The 19,623-nt window shown below is 60.1% G+C and carries 16 protein-coding genes; 8 read left to right on the forward strand and 8 right to left on the reverse strand.

The window, feature by feature from the left end; genetic code table 11:
* Nucleotides 1–93: 93 nt before the first annotated feature.
* From ACSV9I_RS13420 to ACSV9I_RS13445, 6 genes are all read right to left on the reverse strand, one after another.
* Nucleotides 94–2,025, reverse strand: coding sequence for a beta-galactosidase (locus ACSV9I_RS13420; RefSeq protein ID WP_438329267.1), 1,932 nt, complete (start codon nt 2,023–2,025; stop codon nt 94–96).
* Nucleotides 2,025–3,116: an ABC transporter ATP-binding protein gene (locus ACSV9I_RS13425; protein WP_438329269.1), complete on the reverse strand. Its 1,092-nt coding sequence runs from the start codon at nt 3,114–3,116 to the stop codon at nt 2,025–2,027. The genes ACSV9I_RS13420 and ACSV9I_RS13425 overlap by 1 nt, the downstream gene beginning before the upstream one ends.
* Complete coding sequence (locus ACSV9I_RS13430; RefSeq protein ID WP_438329271.1) at nt 3,109–5,214, reverse strand: alpha-galactosidase; 2,106 nt, start codon at nt 5,212–5,214, stop codon at nt 3,109–3,111. The genes ACSV9I_RS13425 and ACSV9I_RS13430 overlap by 8 nt, the downstream gene beginning before the upstream one ends.
* Nucleotides 5,211–6,062 (reverse strand): carbohydrate ABC transporter permease, encoded by an 852-nt coding sequence (locus ACSV9I_RS13435; RefSeq protein WP_438329272.1) that lies wholly within the window; start codon nt 6,060–6,062, stop codon nt 5,211–5,213. Before ACSV9I_RS13435 ends, ACSV9I_RS13430 begins: the two co-directional genes overlap by 4 nt.
* Entirely contained in the window at nt 6,062–6,970 is a 909-nt protein-coding gene (locus ACSV9I_RS13440) for a carbohydrate ABC transporter permease (RefSeq protein WP_054157958.1), read from the reverse strand. The genes ACSV9I_RS13435 and ACSV9I_RS13440 overlap by 1 nt, the downstream gene beginning before the upstream one ends.
* An 88-nt stretch (nt 6,971–7,058) precedes the next feature.
* Nucleotides 7,059–8,291 carry an ABC transporter substrate-binding protein gene (locus ACSV9I_RS13445; protein WP_054157959.1) on the reverse strand — a complete coding sequence of 411 codons (1,233 nt, stop codon included), beginning with the start codon at nt 8,289–8,291 and terminating at the stop codon, nt 7,059–7,061.
* A 281-nt stretch (nt 8,292–8,572) separates the two neighbouring features.
* Here ACSV9I_RS13445 and ACSV9I_RS13450 point away from each other — a divergent pair, with 281 nt between their 5' ends.
* Entirely contained in the window at nt 8,573–9,367 is a 795-nt protein-coding gene (locus ACSV9I_RS13450; protein WP_438329652.1) for a helix-turn-helix domain-containing protein, read from the forward strand.
* Between the two features lie 18 nt (nt 9,368–9,385).
* On the opposite strand, the gene ACSV9I_RS13455 is transcribed toward ACSV9I_RS13450, so the two are convergent.
* Nucleotides 9,386–10,474 carry a mannitol dehydrogenase family protein gene (locus ACSV9I_RS13455; protein WP_438329273.1) on the reverse strand — a complete coding sequence of 363 codons (1,089 nt, stop codon included), beginning with the start codon at nt 10,472–10,474 and terminating at the stop codon, nt 9,386–9,388.
* A gap of 3 nt (nt 10,475–10,477) precedes the next feature.
* The gene (locus ACSV9I_RS13460; protein ID WP_438329274.1) at nt 10,478–11,365 is read right to left on the reverse strand and encodes a GntR family transcriptional regulator; all 888 of its coding nucleotides are present in this window, start codon (nt 11,363–11,365) and stop codon (nt 10,478–10,480) included.
* 251 nt (nt 11,366–11,616) lie between these two features.
* Here ACSV9I_RS13460 and ACSV9I_RS13465 point away from each other — a divergent pair, with 251 nt between their 5' ends.
* The 7 genes from ACSV9I_RS13465 to ACSV9I_RS13495 all read left to right on the forward strand — a co-directional run bounded on the left by ACSV9I_RS13465 (nt 11,617) and on the right by ACSV9I_RS13495 (nt 19,581).
* Nucleotides 11,617–13,122, forward strand: coding sequence for a UxaA family hydrolase (locus ACSV9I_RS13465; protein ID WP_438329276.1), 1,506 nt, complete (start codon nt 11,617–11,619; stop codon nt 13,120–13,122).
* Nucleotides 13,123–13,150: 28 nt separating this feature from the next.
* A complete protein-coding gene (locus ACSV9I_RS13470) occupies nt 13,151–14,170 on the forward strand; it encodes an aldo/keto reductase (RefSeq protein ID WP_438329277.1) in 1,020 nt (339 codons plus the stop codon).
* A gap of 9 nt (nt 14,171–14,179) precedes the next feature.
* The gene (locus ACSV9I_RS13475; protein ID WP_054157964.1) at nt 14,180–14,626 is read left to right on the forward strand and encodes an RbsD/FucU family protein; all 447 of its coding nucleotides are present in this window, start codon (nt 14,180–14,182) and stop codon (nt 14,624–14,626) included.
* A gap of 192 nt (nt 14,627–14,818) precedes the next feature.
* Nucleotides 14,819–15,805, forward strand: a complete 987-nt coding sequence (locus tag ACSV9I_RS13480) for an ABC transporter substrate-binding protein (RefSeq protein ID WP_438329280.1) — start codon at nt 14,819–14,821, stop codon at nt 15,803–15,805.
* A gap of 107 nt (nt 15,806–15,912) precedes the next feature.
* Nucleotides 15,913–17,466 (forward strand): sugar ABC transporter ATP-binding protein, encoded by a 1,554-nt coding sequence (locus ACSV9I_RS13485; protein ID WP_438329282.1) that lies wholly within the window; start codon nt 15,913–15,915, stop codon nt 17,464–17,466.
* Between the two features lie 63 nt (nt 17,467–17,529).
* Nucleotides 17,530–18,501 carry an ABC transporter permease gene (locus tag ACSV9I_RS13490; protein ID WP_054157967.1) on the forward strand — a complete coding sequence of 324 codons (972 nt, stop codon included), beginning with the start codon at nt 17,530–17,532 and terminating at the stop codon, nt 18,499–18,501.
* A gap of 60 nt (nt 18,502–18,561) precedes the next feature.
* Complete coding sequence (locus ACSV9I_RS13495) at nt 18,562–19,581, forward strand: zinc-binding alcohol dehydrogenase family protein (RefSeq protein ID WP_438329284.1); 1,020 nt, start codon at nt 18,562–18,564, stop codon at nt 19,579–19,581.
* Nucleotides 19,582–19,623 lie beyond the last annotated feature (42 nt).

Raw genomic sequence — 19,623 nt, forward strand, 5'->3', positions numbered from 1 at the left:
AGATTGCGACCCAGCCGGATATGTCGCCGGCGTCCGCGGATCAGCGCTGCAAAACACCGGGCCGGCACGAGTCCGACCCGGTGAAATTCATGTTCAGACCCGCCAGGCAGCGACCTCTTGCGGCGCGATGTTTGCGCCGCCGAGAACTGGCGTTACACCTTCGGGCAAGGCCCAATCGGTCGTGCCATAATTGAAGGCAAAGACCATGTCACCGCGACGGCGAATACGGATACTATCCGGCACTCGTAGCGTCGCAACGCCGGCTTTCTGCGTTGCCAGTTCGAGCACGTCGGCCAGAAGTCCGCTATCGGCCCAGCAGGCGAGGTAGAGCACATTGTCCTTCTCAGTAAGTGCCGGATCGCCGTTCTCGAAAGTCGCGAGAACCGAGGCGGATGTCTCGACATATTCGCGCCAGCGGATGGCAGAACCCGATACGGTGCCGGTAACCTGTTCGCTAAGACCCGGACGCATGGAGGAGACCTGGACGACGCGATTGCCGGTCAAACCACCAAGCGGACCCGGCGGCAGATTTTCCGGGATACGGAAGTTGCGATCGCGCGAGCCGGTACGTGCGCCGATGACGACGACACCCTTGGCCTTCTCGAGTTCGGCCCGCGCCGCTTCGCTGACTTCCGTCATGCAGGGCACGACGACCAGCGGATACCCCTCAAGCGAGCCCCCGGGACGGACGAAATCAACGTTCAGGCCGAGATGACGCAGCGCCTCGTACCAACGGAAGCACAGCTCCTCGTAGCGAAAGTCCTTGCCCTGCGGCTGGATCATCGTCGACCAGTAGCTCTGATAGTCAAAGACCAGCGCCACCGGCGCCTGGCTGGTCTCGGGAAGCGATCCCAGGGCTGCCAGCTCGTCCGAGACCTGCATGGCTTCGCGGCCGCCCGGCGACCACTCGTCGAGGCCGGGCAGGTTGAGGCCCGCATGCATCTGTTCCTGCGCAAACGGTGCCTGGCGCCAACGGAAATAGCTCACGACGTCAGCCCCATGCGCCAGGGCCTCCCACGTCCAGAGCCGTACCATGCCGGGCTTCGGCACGGGGTTCCACGGCGCCCAGTTCACCGGACCCGGCTGCTGCTCCATGACCCAGAAACGCCCCTTGCCGACGGCCCGGTAGAGATCATGGTGATAGGGCGCGATATCCGGATGCGACGTTTCGGCCCAACGATTGCGCTCTTCCTCGGTGAAGGGGAACTTCTCGACAAAGCCGATCGGATAGCTGTCCCAGGAGGCCAGATCAAGATTGTCGGCCACCTTGAAGTGATCGAAATCGGAGACGAAGCCCATGAAGTTGTGCGTGATCCAGCGATCCGGCGAATGCTTGCGGATGATCTCGCACTGCATCTTGTCATAGGCGGCGACCTGATCCGAATGGAAGCGCCAGAAGTCGAGCCGCGTTGCCGGATTGGGTTCGGTCACCGTTAGGTTCGGAAGCACGACGTCATCGAAGCTGTTCATCTCCATCGACCAGAACACCGAGCCCCAGGCTTCGTTGAGCTGATCCGTCGACTGATAGCGCAGCCGCAGCCAGCGCTTGAAGCTCTTCAGATCCTCCGGCCCCCAGGAGAGCGTCGTATCGTGGCAACCATATTCGTTGTCCGTCTGCCAACCGACAATACCGGGATGCTTGCCGTAACGCTCTGCGACCACCTCAACGATCCGCGCGCTCTCGCGCCACCAGGTTTCAGAGGAGAAGGTGTAATGACGGCGCGAACCGAAGCCGCGCGGGCGGCCTTGCTCGTCATAAGGCACGATATCGGGGCACTCATCCATCAGCCATTTCGGCGGGGTGGCGGTCGGAGTGCCCAACACGACCTTGAGACCCGCTTCGTGCAGCACATCAATCGCTCTGTCGAGCCACCCAAAGGTGAATTCGCCCCGCGAGGGCTCAAGCCGCGACCAGGCGAACTCGCCGATGCGAACAAAAGAAATGCCGAGTTCGCGCATCCTGCGCGCATCGGTTTGCCACCGGCTTTCGTCCCAGTGTTCCGGATAGTAGCAGACGCCCAGCATTATCGTGTCAGATCCCCATTGATGACGGCCTTGCCGTTCGTGTCGAAGAGATGGCAGGCTTTGGCATGAATGCCGAGGCGAATAGTCTGGCCGGGTTTTTCGCTGGCGAGGCCATCAGCCTTGACGGCAAGCTCGGAGCCATCGGCAAGCGTAACGAAGAACAGGGTCTCCGAGCCAAGATACTCGGCGAGCTTGACGGTCGCCTCGATGACCACATCGCCTTGGCCAGTTGCATCGATGTGCTCTGGGCGAAGGCCGAAGGTCATCTCACCGGGCTGCAAAGCCACGCCATGCGTCGGGATCGACAGGTCAGCACCGGGCAGGCGAACGATCGCAGCTCCATCGGCAGACGTGACCTGAACCTTGAGGAAGTTCATCTTCGGCGAGCCAATAAAGCCGGCGACGAAGAGATTATTCGGGCGATGATAGAGTTCGAGCGGCGATCCGACCTGCTCGATCTGACCGGCGGAAAGAACCACGATCTTGTCCGCCATGGTCATGGCCTCGACCTGATCGTGCGTGACGTAGATCATCGTCGCCTTGAGGTCCTGATGCAGCTTGGAAAGCTCGGTGCGCATCTGCACACGCAATGCCGCATCAAGGTTCGACAGCGGCTCATCGAACAGGAAGACTTCCGGATTGCGCACGATCGCCCGACCAATCGCCACGCGCTGACGCTGCCCACCGGAAAGCTGGCCGGGTTTGCGTTGCAAAAGCGGCTCAAGCTGCAGCATCTTTGCGGCAGAGGCCGTACGCTCGGCCACAAGCGCCTTGGGATGCCCGGTCATCTTGAGACCGAAGCCGATATTCTCTTCGACCGTCATATGCGGATAGAGCGCATAGGACTGGAAAACCATGGCAACGCCGCGCTCGGACGGGCCGATGCTGGTCATATCCTGGCCGCCAATGGAGAGCGCACCGGAGGTGATCTCCTCGAGGCCTGCGATCATGCGCAGAAGCGTGGACTTGCCGCAGCCGGAAGGACCGACGAAGACACAGAACTCGCCATCCTTGACGTCGAGATCCACACCCTTGATGACGCTGAGCGCGCCGAATTGTTTCTTGACGCCACGCAGGCTTACATCAGCCATGGGTCTTGCCTCCCTTGAAAGGTGTCAGTTCGAGGAGAAGGGCGCTTTCCGGTTTCAGCATCGGCAAAGGCAGCCCGGAAAGGCCGGCAGCTTCAAGCGAGAACGAGACCTCGCCCGAAAGCAACCTCTTCTGCCCCTCGGATATACGGATGAATTCAGGCTCGGCCGGAAGGACCGACGCAATCGACCAGGTGCCACCGAACCGGGTGACGCTCTCAGGCAGCTTCAACAGTGCTGGCTGCTCGCCAACCATTTGCGGCCCCTGAGCTACGATCAAGACAATCTTTTCGTCGCTTGCAGCGCCCCAGACATAGCGTCCGTCGATCGGCTCCAGCCGGAACGCAGCATCCGGAGCATGGAAGAGTTCGCGCAGTCGCTTGTAGGTCTCGATATAGACCTTGAGCTCGGAGCGCTCCTCATCCGTCAGTTCCAGCGGATTGAGCTCAACACCAAGATGATAGGCAAGCGCCACCAGCGCCCGGAAGGCGAGTGTATGGCGGCGACCTGTCTGGTGGTTCGGTGAGGCCGAGATATGGCTGCCCAGGATTTCCGGCGGCACAAAGACGGAGGCGCCGCGCTGGATTTCGAGCCGCTCCAGCGCATCGGTGCAATCCGAGGTCCAGACACGGTGTGTCCGGGCAAGCGCACCGTAATCGATGCGTCCGCCACCGGAAGCGCAGCTTTCGATCTCAACGTCAGGGTGGGCTGCGCGAACGCGGTCCATCAGCGCATAGACGGCACGGGTCTGGGCCGCAATCTTGGCCTTGCCATCGCAACCACCTGCATGGGTGAGATCCCGGTTCATGTCCCATTTCACATAGGACACGGCGTGGTTGGCCAGAACCGCATCAATCTTGGCAAACAGATAGTCGGATACTTCCGCCCGCGTCAGGTCCAGTACCAACTGCGTGCGGGATTCGAGGATCGGACGCCCCTCGATGGTGAGAGCCCAGTCCGGATGCGCCTTGTAGAGCTCAGAAACCGGGTTCACCATTTCTGGCTCGAACCAGATGCCGAACTGCATGCCGAGCCCAGTGACATGGTCGACGAGAGGCTTCAGCCCATCCGGATATTTGCGCGGATCGATATCCCAGTCGCCAAGGCTCGTCGTGTCATTATCACGCTTGCCGAACCAGCCGTCATCGAGCACGAAGCGCTCGATACCAAGCTCGGCGGCCGCTGTCGCCTGGGCCTTCAGCGAATCCATCTGGTGATCGAAGTAATTGCCTTCCCAGGTGTTCAGCGTCACAGGGCGCGGGCTCATCTTGCCACCCGGCCAATAGGTCAGCTCGTCACGGACAAAGGCATGGAAGTCTTGGCTGTCGGCACCCGCATAGGCAACGGGGCTCCTGTAGCTGTCGCCGGGCTTCAGGACGATCTCACCGGGCTCGAAGAGTTCTCCGAGATGCACCAGGCGCTGGCCATCATCGGTACGGTCGATCACCAACTGATGATTACCGCTCCAGCCAAGTGTCACCCCGAAGATCTGCGCCTCGCTCTCGATAAACAGCATCGGGAAGCGATCATGCGATGTCCGGCCACGCCGGCTCTCCTGCACCCAGGTGCCATTGCCAAGCAGTTCCCGCCGTGTCTGGAACTCGCGCCCCCACATGCCGGTAAAGCTCATCACCTGGACGTCGCCGGCGGGTGCGAGGAAGGTCGCGGCCATGCAGCGATCAAGTTGGTAATCCACATCACCCAGATTGCTCAACTCCGTCGCCATCGAGATCAGGCCGGCGTCATGCGCGGTGAGTTTGATGGCAAGGCCCAATTTCGCAACGGCATCGATACCCTTGAGGACAGTATGGTTGCCCTCGCGAAGGACAGTCCAGCCACCAAACTGCGCGACGAAATCATGTCCCCCCCGATGACCGGATATCGCCGGCCAGCCAAAGAAGCCCATTCCGCCCGTCGGCAGGAGAACGCTTGAGGGCACAGCGATATCCATGCCGTTCACCCGGCTGGAACGCTCGATCTCGAACAGGGGATCGGCCTCTGCCGGCTCGCGCCCAAAGGACAGGATCTCCGGCATGCCAAGTTTAGGCAAGCGGAGGCTAAGGGCCAGCTGGCCTGAATCGATAATGACGATTTCACTCATCCCTTGGTCGCTCCGAGTGTGAGGCCAGCGATGAAGTGGCGCTGCATGAGGAAAAACATCGCGACCGGCGGCAGGGCCGCGACGATCGAACCGGCGGATACGAGGTGCCAGGCAGCGACCCATTGGCCATTCAGCGAATAGAGGCCTGCGGTCACCGGCATGGCATGCTGTCCCTGCACCAGGACAGTTGCCCAGAAGTAGTCATTCCAGACGAAGGTGAAGACGAGGACAGACAGCGCTGCAATGGCAGGCCGCATCAAGGGCAGCACGATGTAGCGGAAGATCCGCCACTCGGAGACACCTTCGACCCGCGCGGACTCGATCAGCGCGAAGGGCAAACCCTTGATGAAATTCCGCATGAACAGCGTGCAGAAGCCGGTCTGGAAGGCCACGTGGAAGAGCACGAGACCCATCGTCGTATCGTAAAGACCGGCCTTGAGCGTCATGTCGCGAACCGGCACCATCAGGATCTGGAACGGGATGAAGTTGCCGGCAACGAAGAAAAAGAACAGGAAAAGATTGCCCTTGAACTTGTAGACGGCGAGCGCAAATCCGGTGAGGCAGGACAGAGCCACCGCACCGATGACAGTCGGGATCGTCACCTTGAACGAGTTGAGAATATAATAGCCGATCGGCGAATTGACGAAGACCGCCTTGTAATTCTCAAAGCCGGCAAAGCCCGAAGGGATGCCGAAGTAATTGCCGGCCGCAAGGTCACCTGCGGGACGCACCGAGGTGATCGCCACGCCGATCAAAGGCAGGAGCCAGAGCACAAGGGCAATCGGCAAGAGAAGCTTGTAGGCCGTCTGAGCAAAAGGCGAGGCCTTCTGGATCGGGGTCGGGAACATCAGGCGTTCCTTTCCTGGGAAAGCATGCGAACGATGAAGAGCGAAATAAAGACCATCATGATCAGGAAGAGCACGACCGCGATCGACGCGCCGTAACCCATGCGGAAACCGTATTCGGAAAGCGCCTGCTCATACATGAAGTAGGAAAGCACCGAGCTCGACCCATAGGGACCACCGGCCGTCATGATCGAGACCAGATCGAAGGAGCGCAGCGAGCCGATGACCGTAACGACCATGGCAAGGAAGGTCGCGGGCGCGAGTTGCGGCAGGATCACATACCACAGGAGCTTCAGGCCCTTGGCGCCGTCCATGCGGGCAGCCTCAACCTGCTCCGGATTAATGTTGTTGAGACCCGTCAGGTAGAGGATCATGCAATAGGCCGTCTGCGGCCAGAGACCCGCGACGATGATGCCGTAGGTGACATAGCGTTCGTCGGCGAGAACCGCGATCTGCTCGCCAAACAGCAGTTCAGTCAGCTTGGAGAACAAGCCGAAATCCGGAGCATAGAACCAGGTGAACATCAGGCCGACAACGACCTGGCTGATCACGAAGGGGAAGAAGAACAGCGACTTGTAAAGACGGATGCCGGGAACAGTCTGGTTCAGGAACAGCGCCACAGCCAGACCCGCCGGAATGGACAGGAGATAGAGCACCAGCCAGATGAGGTTGTTCTGCAGGGATGTGTAGAAGGTGTCATCGTCGATGAGCTCGACATAATTGCCAATCCCGATCCACGTCATTGGGCCCAGGCCATCCCAGTCATGGAAACTGATCCATATGGACTGGAAGATCGGCACCAGCACATAAATGACAAACATCAGCATGCCCGGCGCAAGAAACAGCCAGGGCGCGAGCGTCTGCTGGTTTCGCTTCCAGAAGCCGGAAGAGGAAGGGACGGTGTTGCTCACGGCGGCACCTCAGATTGACATGGAAACGGCAGCCGGATGCCGAAGACACTGAAGTCGACGGCATCCGGCGCTGGGAGGACCGGGGTCCTTATTTGTAGACGCGGGCGCGGATCTTCTCGAGACGCTCAAGGATACGGTCGAGATTGTCTGGCTTGACCATGAATTCCTGGAAGCCTTCCATACCGGCCTTCGCCATTTCGGCATTGGCGTCGCGGTCGTAGAACTGTGCCAGTGCATGCGCGTTGGCCAGCATTGTGAATCCAGCTTCAAGGAACGGGTCCGCAGGCTTTTCAGCCTTGTTGTTCACCGGCAGCTGGCCAAGCGTTGCGTTCATCTTGGTCTGGGCTTCCGGCGAAGTCAGATAGGCGAGGAATTTCTTCGCATCTTCCTTGTTCTTGGCACCCGACGGAATGTGGAACGTGTCGGTCGGAGCTTCCTCGGCCATCGGAATACCAGGCGTGATTTCCGGGAACTGCAGGAAGCCGATCTGCTCTTCCTTAAGGCCGCCGTCCTTCATCGTTGCAACGGCGAAGTTACCCATGAGGTACATGGCAGCCTTGCCCTGAACCATTTGCGGAATGGCATCCTGCCAGTCGATCGCGGCGTGGTTTTCGTTGAAGTAACCGGCCTTGACCAGCTCGCCCCACTTCTCGAATACGGCCTTCACGCGCGGATCCGTATAGGGAACCTTGCCCGAGGTCAGCTCCATGTGGAACTCATAGCCGTTGACACGCAGGTCGAGATAATCGAACCAGCCGCCTGTCGGCCAGAGAGCCTTGGTACCGATGGTGATGGGAGTGACGCCAGCGGACTTCAGCTTTTCGCAAGCGGCCAGGAATTCGGCCCAGGTCTTCGGCGGGGTGATGCCCTGCTCGGCGAAGATGTCCTTGCGATAGTAGATCCCCCACTGGTAGTAGGTGTAGGGAACACCCCACTTTTTGCCATCGATTGTCATCGAGGGGGCAGCGGACTTCAGCTGGTCATTCAGACCATTGGCTTCCCAAACATCGGTCACGTCCTCGAACAGGCCGGCCTTGACGAAGGGCTCCATACGATTGCCCGCATACCAAGCGGCGACATCAGGAGCATCAGCCGTCAGGAAGTTGCGGATCGCGGATTTGTAACCCTCGTGGTCGAAGTTGTTCCACTTCACCGTGATATCGGGATTGGCCTTCTGGAAATCAGCGATCAGCTCTTCCATCGCCTTTTTCGGCGCAGGGTCGGAGTGGTCGGAATTCAGGATGATCTCACCGGCGAATGCGGTGGAAGACAGAAGTGCAGCACCCAGAGCCAAACCGCTCAGGTTTTTGAAAAAGGTCATGTTTTCCTCCCTATGACCGCCTCACGTCATGCAATGCGGAGCCATCGATCAGCATATCAGCACCGTAATCGAACTCAGCTCTCCTTGATCATCGACTGCGAAGCCGTAATAATCTACCGACTTTTGAGTGAAGTATTCCGGGATCCTAAGCTGTGGAACACCTAAAGCCTCTGATCGAGGACGAATCCGTGCCGGTACATCCGGACCACGACCCGCGCCACCCGCTGGTGGTCTTTGGCGATCACCGCTTCTGCGCAGGCGAAAATCTCGTGGTACAGCGCATGGCCGGCCCCCATATGCATAGCCAGATCGAGCTGAATTTCGTTCTGTCCGGCAACATGACTTACTGGTTTGATGGTCGGGAGCTGACTGTCGACGAGGGCCGGCTCTGCCTGTTCTGGGGCATGATCCCGCATCAGGTGATCGATCGGCGCGAAGGCACACGCTTCGTCTGCCTCTACGTGCCGATGTCGGTCTTTCTCGGGCTTGCCAATCTCAGTCGGTTCCGCGATGCGGTCTTTCGCGGCGCGATGATCGAAGCTCTGGAGATCCGTTCTTATGACCGCGACATCTTCATGCGCTGGCGAGAGGAGTTGCTGGCCGGCGACGGGAACCTCACCGAGATTGTCCGCAATGAATTGACCGCCCGAGTGCTGCGTATCGAGCGCGAGGGGTGGCGTGATCTGCGCGAGGAGGGCTCCGCCATTGCACGCTTCAGCGCCAGTGACAGCGAACGCGTGGAGCATGTCGAGCGCATGCTGCGCTTCATCGCAGAACATGCCCTGGAACCCATTTCAGCAGACGATGTCGGAAACGACGCGGGCCTGCATCCAAACTATGCCATGGCCATCTTCAAGCGCGCCGTAGGCCATACGATCAACCAGGCAATCGTCCGACATCGCCTCGATACCGCACAATCACTGCTGATATCGACGGATCTCTCGATCACCGATGTGGCGTTCGAAAGCGGCTTTGGTTCCGTCTCGCGGTTCTACGAGGCGTTTGCCGCACGCTTCCTCGAAAAGCCGACAGCGTTCAGGCGCCGGATGCGCGCCAAAGGCATCCCGCCGGCCTGACCGGCCCAACCGGCTGCTTTACCGACCAGCAACCCGCCTGAGTTCCGGCATCGCGATGCCGGGGCACCAGTCGATGAAACCGATGATGCGCCTTTCGATCTTTTCCAAATGATTGCCGGCAATGTCGCTCAATCGGTGATCGAGATAAGGATTGCGGAAACGGTCGAGCGTGGTTGCCACGAAATGCCTCGCGGCACTTTCGAGACCATGGCTGGCAAAGCCGGGGATCACCTCGCCTCCATAAATACGGGCCAGGTCCTCGGCGAAATCAGGATCGACCAACATTTCCCGGACCGTTTCGTCCGGACGCCGCCGGTCCTTCAGCCAACGATCCGCCAGAACCGTATGCCCGAGATTGAGAATGTGGAGCTTCAGTTTCTCGTAAGGGGCGAGATCTGGGACCATCAATACGGCGGGATGCCGGCACGGAATGACGAGACCCGGCTGCTGCTCGATGGCCCAGAGCGCATAAGGTTCTGCCACAGCACCAGCGGGTTCCAGCGCATCAGAGACGATCCGGTCAACCAGCGTATTGCCCCAGCGCACACCGCTATCCAGCCAATCCTGAAAACCCCGATCGAAAACATGCTCGCCAGCGAGCGCCACGATGATCGACTTCAGCACTGCCCCGTTGCGCGACACGAGTTCGCAGGGCAACACTGTCAGAGCGTGACCGCCAGCCCGATATCGGGAGAGAAGAAGGGAGAGAAGCTTCATGGGAAAGGATGCGGGCACACCTCCCAATCGCTCTCCTTCACCAACCTGATATCCCTTGTCACCGGTGTTGGAGACGATGATCTCCGCCTCCTCGACGAAAACCCGCTCGATTTCGGTCCAGTCTGACACTGTGGAGAGCGCGCGTCGAACGCTCTGAACACGCAGTTCGCGGTCGATCTGCTCACCCGATTCGATCCCGCGAATGCGCACGGGAAACCCCTCTGGCGCAGCAAGGGCGGCGACCCTCCCTGCCCGTCCGACATCACCGCTGGTCTGGACGATGGTGATCGGGCCGATCGCAGCCCGATCCTGAAGCGCCTCGCTGACGAAAAGATCGACATGAGCCTGCAGGAAGCGGCTTGTTCCGAATTGCAAAATCGGGGTCTTCATCCGTCAAACAGCCTCTTGGATCGATTGCAGCAAGGTTTCCCGCGCCGACTTCAGATGCCGACGGCAGGCCTTCTCGATCGCTGCCGCATCTCGCGAAAAAAGCGCGCTGATATAGTCGAGATGCTCTTCCAGAGCCCGCTGGTTCCGCGCCCGCGCATTCGTCTTGTTCCACTGGTAGTGGTAGTGAAAGACGATCGTGATGATGTCGTAGAAGTCGATGATGAAGCGATTGCTTGACGCCCGCTGGACCAGCAGGTGAAAGCGTTCGTCGAGTTCGGAAAACTCGGTGAAACGATTGTCGATGTCGGCAAGCAATTCGTGATGCTGCGCCTCGACCAGCCGAAGTTCCGCCCAGGCGGGATGGTCTTCAGGCAGGTTGACGAAGCTTGCCGCCGAGCGAAGCTCGAACATCTCGCGCACTTCCGTCAGTTCCAGCGCGAATTCCCGCGTGAAACCTTTCAGCACCCAATGACTGTTCGGCCGCTTTTCGATGAGCCCGAACCGACTGAAGCGGATGAGGAATTCCCGCACACTCGTGGTGCCGATGCCGATTTCACGCGCGAGCTCCAGCTCGTTGATCTGCATGCCCGGTTGGGCGCCGCCGGCCAGGATGCGCCGCATGAAGCTGCGCTCGATGATGTCGGAAAGCGAATCCGTCTCTTCTTCGGGAAAGTAGTCCTCGGCTTGCGGACGTCGCAGCACAGTTTTCGACCGTTTGTCCCAGGCCACGAGACCGACTTCGCCAAGTCGGGTCAGAACGGCTCGCACGGTGGTGCGGCTTACCCCCAGCAAACTGCCAAGCTCGGGCTCGGAGGGAAGGGTGTCCGTCTCGGCAATACGCTTCAGCGTGCGGTTATAGGCGTCCTTGAAGACGGTATTCTGCTTGGCCATGGATCTGCCTGGATTGAGATTCTATCGCGCCCTCGGGGTCTTGGACCCTCTGGCTCTATCCGCCTTCGCTCGAGTTGAAAACCACCGTTTGAGCCGTTGCTCTCTCCCTCTGGCCCGATTTACCGTCCATCCGCGGCGCCGCACCAATTTGTTCTTTATCGATATAATACCCATTGACGACAAACTGTCTATTGCCGATAAAAGACAAAACACAGGATCCGGTGCCGCCGGACGCGAGGGAGAAGCATCGGGTGACGAAACCAGCATGCATCCTGCTAGCGCAGGAAGACAATGTCGCTGTAACCACGGTGGCGATCGAAGCCGGACACATCCTCCCGGGCGGCAGTAATGCAACATCCCGGATCGACGCTGGCCACAAGGTTGCCGTGCGGGCGATCCGCAAGGGCGAACCGGTTGTCAAATATGCGCAAGCCATCGGCCGCGCCACCATCGACATTGCAGCGGGCGAGCATGTCCACTCGCACAATCTTGCTTTCGACGAGGGCCGCCTGTCCGTTAGCGGCCTTGCCCAGCCGGAAGCGGCAACGGAAGCTGACAAGGGGCGGACCTTCCTGGGTTATCGCCGGGCAGATGGCCGCGCTGCGACGCGCAATTATATCGGCATCATCGCCAGCGTGAACTGTTCCACCACTGTCTGTCGCGCGATTGCCGACGCAGCAAACCGCACCATCCTGCCGCACTACGAAGGCATCGATGGCTTCGTGCCAATCGTGCACGATCAGGGTTGCGGCATGAGCTCGACCGGCGATGGCATGCGTACGCTGCACCGGACGATTGCCGGCTACACCCGTCACGTAAACTTTGGTGGCGTGCTGATGGTCGGCCTCGGCTGCGAGGTCAACCAGCTCACCCTGTACGGACAGAGCGGCGCTGGTGCTTCGAAGCGCCACTTTAACATCCAGGATGCAGGCGGCTCACGTCGCGCCGTTGAAAACGCCCTTTCGATCCTGAAAGAGATCGCAGCCGAAGTCGGCACGATGCGCCGTGAACCAATCTCCGTCAGCGAGATCATCGTTGGCCTGCAATGCGGCGGCTCCGATGGTCTCTCCGGGATCACGGCCAACCCGGCGCTTGGCGTCGCGGTCGACATCCTCGCTGGTGCGGGCGGCACGGCGATCCTCTCGGAAACCTCAGAGATCTACGGCGCCGAACATCTGCTGCGAAGCCGCGCCGTCAACGAAGACGTCGCCGTCAAGCTCGACGGTCTGATCTCGTGGTGGGAGGCCTATGTCGCCCAGCATGGCGCCTCGCTCGACAACAATCCCTCGCCCGGCAACAAGAAGGGCGGCCTCACCACGATTCTAGAGAAGTCGCTGGGTGCCGTTGCCAAGGGGGGACGCTCGCCGCTGACGGCCGTCTACAATTACGCCGAACGTGTCACCGAACACGGGCTCGTCTTCATGGACACCCCCGGTTACGACCCGGTATCCGCCACCGGCCAGGTCGCTGGCGGCGCCAATGTCATCGCCTTTACCACGGGGCGTGGCAGCTGCTTCGGCTCACGACCCGTACCCTCGATCAAGCTGACCAGCAACACAGCTCTCTATCGTTCGATGGAAGAGGACATGGATATCGACTGCGGCGTCATCGCCACCGGTGACGCTTCCGTTTCAGGCCTCGGTCGCGAAATCTTCGACCTGATCATCGAGACCGCGTCCGGCCAGAAGACCAAGAGCGAGCTCTTCGGCTATGGCGACAATGAATTCGTGCCGTGGCACCTCGGTGCCACGCTCTGAACACCAAACAGAGATCCGGAACAGACGCATGAAGACGAGACGCATCGGCAAAACCTCGCTGGAAGTCACCGAATACAGTTTCGGCACGGCTCCGCTCGGCGGTCTTTACCGCCCCTGCCCGCGCGAGGCCGGCATGGCAACGCTCCAGGCCGCCTGGGATCACGGCATCCGCTACTTCGATACCGCCCCGCATTACGGCTTCGGCCAGGCAGAGCGTTATGTCGGCGACTTCCTGCGCGACAAGCCAGAGGACAGCTACGTCCTGTCGACCAAGGTGGGCCGGCTCCTTGCCCCCGTCCCCAAGGACCAGATCCCCAATGTGGGCTTCGTCGACCCTCTGCCTTTCAAGCTGGTCTATGACTACAGCTATGACGGAATCATGCGCTCGGTCGATTTCAGCTACGCACGGCTCGGCCTCAACCGCATTGACATCCTCTACGTCCACGACATCGGGGTCTATACCCATGGCCGGGAAGTCAATGATCGCTATGTGAAGCAGTTGCGCGACGGCGGCTACAAGGCCCTCGATGAACTCAAGTCTTCCGGCGCGATCAAGGCCTTCGGTCTTGGTGTCAATGAAGTGCCGGCCTGCCTCGAGATGATGGCCGACATAGATATCGACGTCATCCTGATGGCCGGCCGCTATTCGCTGCTCGATCGGTCTGCCGTGGAAGAACTGCTGCCGCTCTGCGAGAAGCGCGGCACCTCGATCACAGCCGGCGGCGTCTTCAATTCCGGCATCCTCGCAACTGGCCCGGTCCCCGGCGCCCATTTTGACTATACGCCTGCAACAGACGAGATCCTGAGCAAGGTTCGTGCCATGGCGACCATCGCAAAAGGATCGGGCAGGCCGCTTGCCCAGTACGCCCTGCAGTTCCCCCTTCACCATCCGGCCGTGGCTTCCGTCATCATCGGCACGGCAAAGCCGGAAAGCCTTGATCGCAACATGGCGCTGACCAAGGAAGACCTGCCAGCCTCCGCCTTCAAGGCCTTCGAACCCCACACTCTGGTCGCCCCGCCACTCGGCGATGCCCCGGTCCGTGAATAGGAGCACAGCATGCTAAAGGGCATCCATCCCCTACTCGGTCCCGATTTGCTGCATGCCATCGCCACGATGGGTCATGGCGATGAGATCGCCATTGTCGATGGAAATTTCCCGGCAAGTAGCATGGGGCCGCCGGTTGTTCGCGCCGATGGCGTCGGTGCCGTCGAGATCCTGGAAGCAATCCTCGCGCACATGCCGCTCGACCAATTCGTCGAGGACGTCGCCTGGCGCATGGAGGTCGTCGGCGACCCACATGCGGTCCCCGAAATCTGCGCCGAATTCCAGGCGATGATTACAAGGCTCGCCGGCGATTTTACCCTTGAAAGCCTCGAACGTTTCGCCTTCTACGAGCGCACGCGCGAGGCCGCCTACATCGTCGCCACGACAGAGCTTCGCATTTATGGAAATGTGATCCTGAAGAAAGGCGTCGTCTATCCGGAAGACGTTCACCGCGTTTGAACAGGCTGAGGACGCCTGAATTTAATCGGCAAATGCGGTTCGGGAGTATCACCCTTTGCTCGCTTGCATTCTCCGGAATGCTGGAGTAGCGTGCCTCGGTAAAATGTTTTTTATCGATAAAAGATCATCTCGGTCGCGTTCTGCGGGAAGATCTCACTGGAGGAACAGGACGCAAATCGAGAGGAGAACCACATGTCTATTCTGAAGAGCATGACGCGCCGCGCCCTGATCGGGGTCGCCGGGGCAGCAATGATAGTATCGGCAATGCCGGCCGCGTCCTTCGCGCAGGACGTCACCATCCCGATCATCGTCAAGGACACCACATCTTTCTACTGGCAGATCGTGCTCGCCGGCGCCCGCGCCGCAGGCAAGGATCTCGGCGTTAGCGTTCCAGAACTGGGCGCACAGTCGGAATCCGACATCAATGGCCAGATCAGCATTCTTGAAAATGCCGTTGCCGGCAAGCCGGCCGCAGTCGTCATCTCGCCGACCGAATTCAAGGCCCTCGGCAAGCCGATCGACGAAGCAGCAAAGTCTGTTCCGATCATCGGCATCGATTCCAGCGCCGATTCCAAGGCCTTCACCTCCTTCTTGACCACCGACAACGTCCAGGGCGGCCGCATTGCCGCCGATGGCCTCGCCGCTGCCATCAAGGAAGCAACCGGCAAGGAAGAGGGCGAAATCGCCATCATCACCAGCCTGCCGGGTGTAGGCTCGCTCGATCAGCGCCATGAAGGCTTCATGGAGCAGATCAAGGCCAAGTATCCGGGCCTGACTGTTGTCGCCGACAAGTATGCGGATGGCCAGGCAACCACCGGCCTGAACATGATGACCGACCTGATCACGGCCAACCCGAACCTTGTTGGTGTCTTCGCCTCCAACCTCATCATGGCACAGGGCGTTGGCCAGGCGATTGCTGAAAACAAGCTCGGCGACAAGATCAAGGTCATCGGCTTCGATTCGGATGAAAAGACGGTCGGCTTCCTGAAAGAAGGCGTGCTGGCCGGCCTCGTTGTCCAGGATCCCTATCGCATGGGCTATGACGGCGTGAAGACAGCCCTTGCCGTCTCCAAGGGTGAAAAGGTCGAAACCTTCGTCGACACCGGTGCCAATCTGGTGACCAAGGCCAACATGGCAGAGCCGAAGATCGACGCCCTTCTGAACCCGAAGGTCAACTGATCGCAGACACCGGCGCGCGGCCAGCGTCGCGCGCCGGATGACGAAGAGAACGACGGGTCGAGGAGGACTCGTCGTTTTCATACGGCTGATTGCCTGGGAGGACGATGATGACCGGACTGAAAGACCTGAGCCACCGACACGATGCCGAGCCCGCCGTGCGGGAAGCAGATCACGTCGAGCCAGGCGCCCCCATTCTCGAACTCCTCGGCCTGCAGAAGAAATACGGCGCTGTCGAAGCGCTGAAGCCGGCGACCATCGCGTTTCTGGCAGGCGAGATCCACGCCATTGTCGGTGAAAACGGCGCTGGTAAATCGACCCTCATCAAACTGCTGACAGGCGTTATTCCGCGCACCTCCGGCGAGATCCGCTGGTGCGGCAAGGCGGTGCCGCTGTCCGATCCGAACGAGGCCATCCATCGCGGCATCAATGCCGTGCATCAGGAAGTCGTGCTCTGCCCGCATCTCTCCGTCGCCGCCAACATGTTTCTAGGCGACGAGATGTCGTCCGGCGGCATCATGCGCAAAGGCGCGATGACGGCAGCGGCCCAGAACGTGCTCAACGATCTCGGCTTCAATCTGCCAGCCGGCGAAACGCTCGCCAATCTCACCATCGGCCAGCAGCAGCTGGTTGCCACCGCGCGCGCAGCCATGCGCGGCGTCCGCTTCATCATCTTCGACGAGCCGACCGCCTATCTCACGCGCCAGGAATCCGCCCAGCTTTTCCGGCTTATCCGCCGGCTTCAGTCGGAAGGCGTCACCATCGTCTACATCAGTCACCGCATGGAAGAGGTCTTCGAACTTGCCGACCGCGTTTCGGTCCTGCGTGACGGCACCCATGTCGGCACCCGATTGATCAGCGAGACGAATGACGCAGAACTGATCTCGCTGATGATCAACCGCTCGATCGAGCAAATCTACCACAAGGAAAAACTGCCGATCGGCGATGTGATTCTCGAGGCGCGCGGCTTGTCGGGTCCCGGATTTCAAGACGTGTCGCTTTCCGTTCGATCCGGCGAAATTGTCGGGCTCTACGGCCTCATCGGCGCCGGCCGCAGCGAATTTGCCCTCGGCCTTTATGGACGACAGAAACTGAGTGCCGGCGACATCTACTGGGACGGAGCCAAGGTGATGATCCCGAATGAACGCAAGGCAATGGATCTGGGGATTGCGCTGGCGCCGGAAAGCCGCCGCGACCAGGGCCTGTGCCTCAACCTGCCGATCGGCCTCAACATCAATCTGCCTGTCTTCGACAGACTGAGCAGGGGCCTGACGATCAGCAGCCGCCAGGAGCGGGCCAATGCCGACAAACAGATCAACGACCTGAAAATCAAGACGCCAACCCGTTCGGTCCTTGCATCGGCCATGTCTGGTGGCAACCAACAGAAAATCGTCATCGGCAAGTGGCTGAGCCACGGTGCACGCCTCTTTATCTTCGACGAGCCCACGGTCGGCGTCGATGTCGGCACAAAGGCCGAGATTTACCGGCTTTTCGCGGAACTCCTGAAGCAGGGAGCCGGCATCATCCTGATCTCCTCCTACCTTCCCGAGGTCTACGAACTCTCAGACCGGCTGCATGTCTTCCGCCAGGGCCGGCTGGTGGCCAGCCACGACTATCGCACCGCATCACACGAAGACGTTCTGACGGAAGCGATCGGCGTCTGAGCCATCCACCAAAGTCACAGCAATAGACAAGACCAAAGAAAAGAAGCCACAGGGAGGACGACCATGAGCCTGGACACCACGGAGACAAAAGCGGCACCGAAGAGGGGAATGAACATTCTCTTCAGCCTGACGCTGCTCGGCCTCTTGCTGTTCCTCTGGCTGCTGCTCGGCTTCTCGACCAACAGCTTCTGGACACCCAACAACATCAGCAACCTGCTGCGTCAGGGCGCAATGACCGCCATCCTTGCGGTTGGGCAGACCTTCGTCATCATCACCGCTGGCATCGATCTTTCGGTCGGCGCGGTCGTTGGTTTTGCCAGCGTCATCGTCGCCTGGCTGATCACGGCCGGCGTCCCGGTATGGCTGGCGATCATCCTGACCTTGCTGATCGGGGTCGCGATCGGCATGTTCCACGCCTTTGGCATCGTTCGCATGGGACTGCCACCCTTCATCATTACGCTGGCGACGCTCACCTCCCTGCGCGGCATCGGCCTGCTGATCACCAATGGCTCGACGATCTCGATCTCCAACGATGCCTTCACCAACTTCGCCCGCGCCGATTTTCTCGGCATACCCAGTCTCTTCTGGATGGTCATCGTGGTCGCGATCCCGGCTTATGTGTTCCTGCATTTGAGCCGTTGGGGCCGCTATCTCTTTGCGGTGGGTTCGAACAGCGAGGCAGCGCGCCTCTCGGGCGTCAACGTCACCCGGACGATCTACACCGCCTATATCCTGTCCTCGACCTGTGCGGCCTTTGTCGGGATCCTGCTTGCCTCGCGCATCGGCATCGGCAACGCAACTCAGGCCGAAGGCTGGGAACTGCAGGCAATCGCCTCGTCGGTCATCGGTGGCACTAGCCTGTTCGGCGCCGTTGGATCGGTGCAAGGGCCATTGCTCGGGGCCTTCATCCTGGCAACCATCAACAATGGTGCCAACCTCCTGAACGTCAATTCCTTCTGGCAGCGCATCATCACCGGCGCACTGATCATCGTGATCGTCTATTTCGATCAATTGCGCCGCAGAAGCAGCCGCTGACACCGGCAGGCGGGGTGTGCCCCGCCACCTCGCCGCCCACATCCATCAGGACCATGCCCTATGAAAGCCGCGCTCTGCCTGGAACCAGGCCGTCTCGAAATCGTTGATCGACCTGCGCCCAGCGCGCCGCCCGCAGGCCATGCCCGGCTCGCTGTTAGCCACGTCGGCATCTGCGGCACGGACTATCACATCTTTGAAGGCAAGCACCCTTTCCTCGAATATCCGCGGGTGATGGGCCACGAGATCTCGGCCACGGTGATTGAAACGGGCGATGGGGTCGATCTCACCGCCGGCACCAGGGTCATCGTCAACCCCTACCTCGCCTGCGGCACATGTGTCGCCTGCCGGCAGGACAAGCAGAATTGCTGCACGGCGATCAAGGTTCTCGGCGTGCATACGGATGGGGCCATGTGCGAAGAAATCATCGTGCCAGCCAGCAACCTCTATCCCGCAGGCGACCTTTCGGCTGAGGCGGCTGCGACCGTTGAGTTTCTCGCTATTGGTGCCCATGCCGTCCGCCGATCGATGGCCTTAAACCATTCCCGCACACTCGTCATCGGTGCCGGCCCCATCGGGCTGGGCACGGCAATCTTTGCCCGGCTTGCCGGCCATGATGTCACGCTTCTCGACACCAGCGAAGAACGTTTGCAGATGGCAGCGACCCGCCTCGGTTTCGACAAGGGCATACTTGCAGACGAGCATGTCGAGACGGCCGTCACCGAGACAAGCTCGGGGGACGGGTTCGACACGGTCTTCGACGCCACCGGCTACAAACCTTCGATGGAAAAGGCATTCCGCTTCGTCGCCCATGGCGGCGCGCTTGTTCTGGTCAGCGTGGTGAAGGAAGACATCACCTTTTCCGATCCGGAGTTTCACAAGCGGGAAATGATGCTGATCGGCAGCCGCAACGCCACACGGGTCGACTTCGACCATGTGCGTGCATCGATCGAGGCAGGCAAGGTCCCAATCGAAGCGCTGATTACCCACCGCACGACGCTTGATAACCTGGCCCAGGACCTACCCCGCTGGGCACGGGAAAAAGCAGGTCTGATCAAGGCTCTAGTCAAAATATCAGGCTGATTTTTGACTGAGCCTTAACGCCTCTGGATTAACCTCGTTCTC

This window comes from Rhizobium sp. G187 (genome assembly GCF_051549525.1).
GTDB lineage: Bacteria > Pseudomonadota > Alphaproteobacteria > Rhizobiales > Rhizobiaceae > Allorhizobium.